Source organism: Natrinema soli (assembly GCF_028618695.1).
Window position 1 is genome coordinate 1 of the sequence record NZ_JAQIVI010000520.1, and the last position, 1,497, is coordinate 1,497.

At 66.2% G+C, this 1,497-nt stretch carries 1 protein-coding gene; it reads left to right on the plus strand.

The genetic code is table 11. The features are described from left to right. A partial coding sequence (purB, locus tag PGX04_RS25570; RefSeq protein WP_273741072.1) for an adenylosuccinate lyase occupies positions 1-1,241 on the plus strand: 1,241 nt, incomplete at its 5' end. Positions 1,242-1,497: the final 256 nt, after the last annotated feature.

Below are 1,497 nucleotides of genomic sequence, written 5' to 3' on the forward strand. Positions count from 1 at the left end.
CCGACCTCGAGGCGACGCCGCTCGAATTCGGCCTCGAGGAACGCGAGCACCTCCGCGGGCTGTACAGCCACTTCGCCGAGGAAGACGCTCGGTTGATCAAGCAACTCGAGACGGAGGGTTACGGCGACTTCGAGGCGACGAACCACGACGTGAAGGCCGTCGAGTACTTCGTTCGGCACCGACTGCCCGAGGTCAGCGACGCCTCGGCCTGGATCCACTTCGGACTGACCAGCGAGGACGTGAACAACCTCGCTCACCGGCTGCTCGTCCGGGACGCCGTCGATGAGGTGCTCCTCCCGGAACTGTACGACGTTCGGGACACGCTCGCGGACACGGCTCGCGAACACCGCGACCTCCCGATGCTCGCGCGCACCCACGGTCAGCCCGCCACGCCGACCACGTTCGGCAAGGAAATGGCCGTCTACGCCTCGCGGCTGGGTCGGGCGACCGGTCGAATCCGGCGGGCGACCGACGACCTGCGGGGGAAACTCGGCGGCGCGTCGGGCACCTATGCGGCCCACGTCGCCGCCTATCCCGACGTCGACTGGCAGGCGTTCGCGCGGGAGTTCGTCACGGACCTGGGACTCGAGTTCGACCCTCTCACGACACAGGTCAACCCCTGTGATGACCTCGCAACGCTGTTCGATGCCTTCCGCGGGGCCAACGACGTCCTGCTCGACCTCGATCTGGATATGTGGCTCTACGTCTCCGACCGCTACCTCGGGCAGGAGGCCGTCGCGGGCGAAACGGGGTCGTCGACGATGCCCCACAAGGTCAACCCGATCGACTTCGAGAACAGCGAAGGCAACCTCTCGAAGGCCAATTCGGATCTCTCCTTCCTCGCGGACTACGTCACCACCTCCCGGCTCCAGCGCGACCTCTCCGATTCGACGGTCAAGCGCAACATCGGCGGCGCCTTCGCCCACTGCCTGATCGCCTACGGCAAGACCGCGTCGGGGCTCTCGAAAGTCGTCCCCAACGAGCAGGTCATGCGCGACGATCTCGAGGACACCCCCGAGATCATCGGCGAGGCCGTCCAGACGATCCTCCGGCGCGAGGGGCAGGCCGACGCCTACGAGCGGGTCAAGGCCGTCACTCGCGGGAAAGACGTCACACTCGCGGACTTTCGGGAGCTGTTCAACGAACTCGACGTCGACGAGGACGTCCGCGAGGAACTGCACGCACTGACGCCGACGGGCTACACCGGCGTCGCGAGCGAGCTGGTCGACGATCTCGAGTAAGTCGCCTCTCGCTGCTCTCGATTCCGATCGCCAGTCTCGGTCCCGGCACTCGGTTCCGGGATCGTGACAGTATAGGCCGCCGTTATCCGATACCGCGTATGGAGTATCTGCTGTGGGTGATCGTTGCTCTCCTCGCGTACGGGCTGATGGCACCGCTGACGAGCGCCGTGACCACTGACGTGCCGCCCGCGGTCGCGCTCTTCCTCTCGACGACGATCTTTCTCTGTCTGACGGCCGTCGTGCTCGTCGCGACGGC